This window comes from Finegoldia magna (assembly GCF_018371055.1).
Lineage (GTDB): Bacteria > Bacillota > Clostridia > Tissierellales > Peptoniphilaceae > Finegoldia > Finegoldia magna_I.
In genome coordinates, this window is the sequence record NZ_JAGYZD010000222.1 from 1 (window position 1) to 2,718 (window position 2,718).

A 2,718-nucleotide genomic window follows, 5' to 3' on the forward strand; every position below is an offset into this window, starting at 1 on the left:
ACAGGTAGAAAATGGGAATCAGCATTTAAAGTAGAAAACAGTCAAAAATATGTTATTTGTAATGCTGATGAAGGAGACCCTGGTGCTTTCATGGACAGAGCAATTCTTGAAGGAGACCCTCATTCAGTTCTAGAAGGTATGGCTATTTGCGGTAGAGCGATTGGTGCTAATCAAGGTTTTATCTATGTAAGAGCAGAATATCCAATTGCTGTTAAAAGATTGAGAATTGCGATACAACAAGCAAAAGAAATGAATCTTTTAGGAAACAACATTTTTGGATCTGATTTTTCATTTGATATCGAATTGAGATTGGGTTCAGGAGCTTTTGTATGTGGTGAAGGTACTGCCTTGATGGAATCTATCGAAGGAAGACGTGGAATGCCTCGTACTAAAATATTCAGAACTGCTGAAAGAGGATTGTGGGATAAACCAACTATTATCAATAACGTTGAAACATTTGCTAATGTTCCAGCAATTATGTATAAAGGTGCAGATTGGTTTACAAGTTTTGGTACAGAAGGTTCACCAGGAACTAAAGTATTCGCTTTAGGTGGTAAAGTTGTAAACACTGGTTTGGTAGAAGTTCCAATGGGATCTACTTTAAGAGAAATAATATTTGATATCGGCGGCGGAATTAAAGATGGAAAGAAGTTCAAAGCTGTTCAAACAGGTGGACCATCTGGTGGATGTATTCCAGAAGAATTCCTGGATACTCCAGTTGATTTCGAATCATTAGGAAAAATCGGTTCAATCATGGGATCAGGTGGAATGATTGTAATGGATGAAGACGACTGTATGGTTGATATTGCTAGATTCTTCCTTGAATTTACTGTAGATGAATCTTGCGGTAAGTGTGTTCCATGTCGTGAAGGTACTAAGAGAATGCTTGAAATTCTAGAAAAAATCACTTCCGGAAAAGGTGAAGATGGAGATATCGAAGCATTAGAAGAATTGTGTGATACTATCACATCAGCTTCACTTTGTGGTCTTGGACAAACAGCTCCAAATCCAGTTATCTCAACATTAAAATACTTCAGAAATGAATATGAAGCTCACATTTACGATAAGAAATGTCCTGCTCATGCATGTAAGGCACTTTTATCATATGAAATTACAGACAAATGTATAGGTTGCACTAAATGTGCTAAAAATTGCCCTGTAAGTTGTATAGAAGGAGAAGTTAAGAAACAACACGTTATCGACAAATCTCAATGTATAAAATGTGGTAATTGCGAAACTGTATGTCCTGTTCACGCTGTAGTTAGGAGATAGATAGTATGATTACTGTAACTATTGACGGAAAAGTAATTAAAACTGATAAGCCTAAATTCATTATTGAACTAGCAAGGGAAAATGGAATAGATATTCCAAACTTATGCTATGACAAAAACTTGGATGTAGTGAGTGCGTGTAGACTTTGCTTGGTAGAAATTGAAGGTAGTAAAAAACTTATGACAGCTTGTTCTACTTTGGCAAAAGACAACATGGTTGTTCATACTAAAACAGATAGATTAATAAAACACAGACAAAGAATTCTTCAAATGTTGTTGGATTCTCATCCAAATGATTGCTTGACATGTCAAAAATCTGGAGAATGTCAATTACAAAAATATTCATATGAATACGGAGTAAAATTCAGAGAACATGACGGAGCAAAAAGAGAAAAATTAGTCGATGATTCTTCACCATACATCATTAGAGATGATAGCAAGTGTATATTATGCGGAAAATGCGTAAGAACTTGTAATGTTATGGATGATAGAAAAATACTTAATTTCTCAAATAGAGGATATCAAACAAGAATTAACTTAGATATTAATGATACATTTGAATCTTCTTATTGTATTTCATGCAATAGATGTGTAGTAGCTTGTCCAGTAGGAGCATTGATGGATAAGAGAGCTATGAATTTAGGAAGAAAATGGGAATTAGAAACTAAGAAAGTTCAATGTAGGGTTTGCGAATACGGTTGTGAATTCGAAGTTTTAAGAAAGAATGGAAAGAACCTTGCATTGAGAGCATTGAGTCCAGAAAATGGCAGACCACTTTGCTTAAAGGGTAGATTGACTACGGAATTATTAAATGTAGATAATCCAAAACAACCTTACAAAAAGATTGGCGGAGAATTTGTGGAAGCTAGTTGGAATAATGTCTTAGGTTTGGATAAGATTTTAGAAAAAATCGAAAAAATAAACGAGTAAAAAATCAAGAATAAATATAGAGAATTAATAGGTGAAGTTATGAATAGAGAACAATTAATATCAATTATTGATGATGCTGTTAATAGAGAAGATGATTCGTACACATTTTACAAAAATGCAGCTGAAAAAGCAGAGGATCCTCAAACAAAAAGTCTTTTTGAAAGACTTAGCAAGGAAGAATTGAAACACAAAGATTACTTACAAAAATTCTTAGAAACTAAAGCTGAAACTATAAAAATTGATGATAGTGAAGATTATAATTTATCACAAGACATTGATAGACCAAGAATGACTACGGAAATGGACTTCAGAGATGCTATCAAATTAGCTATCAAAAGAGAAGAAGAAGCTATGCAATTGTACGCTGATATTGCAAATTCTTGCTTAGATAAAGCTGAACAAGATATTTTTGCTGGATTATCTAAAATGGAAAAATTGCATAAAACTGAACTAGAAGAAATATTTTTGAATGTAGGATTTAACGAAGTTTGGTAGGTGTAATATGTTAAATATAAAT

General features: G+C 33.5%; 3 protein-coding genes. All 3 read left to right on the forward strand.

Annotation, left to right across the window (positions count from 1 at the left end; all coding sequences use genetic code 11):
- On the forward strand, window positions 1-1,272 hold a 1,272-nt coding region (locus tag KHW44_RS08240), incomplete at its 5' end, for an NADH-ubiquinone oxidoreductase-F iron-sulfur binding region domain-containing protein (RefSeq protein ID WP_304068309.1).
- A gap of 5 nt (window positions 1,273-1,277) precedes the next feature.
- Window positions 1,278-2,201, forward strand: coding sequence for a 2Fe-2S iron-sulfur cluster-binding protein (locus KHW44_RS08245; RefSeq protein WP_294685049.1), 924 nt, complete (start codon window positions 1,278-1,280; stop codon window positions 2,199-2,201).
- A gap of 39 nt (window positions 2,202-2,240) precedes the next feature.
- A complete protein-coding gene (locus tag KHW44_RS08250; RefSeq protein ID WP_094210024.1) occupies window positions 2,241-2,696 on the forward strand; it encodes a ferritin family protein in 456 nt (151 codons plus the stop codon).
- The last annotated feature ends 22 nt before the right edge of the window (window positions 2,697-2,718 follow it).

Excerpts from the sequence above, each read along its gene's own strand:
- KHW44_RS08250 (WP_094210024.1), top strand. The coding sequence starts at position 2,241 with ATGAATAGAGAACAATTAATATCAATTATTGATGATGCTGTTAATAGA.
- KHW44_RS08245 (WP_294685049.1), top strand. The coding sequence starts at position 1,278 with ATGATTACTGTAACTATTGACGGAAAAGTAATTAAAACTGATAAGCCT.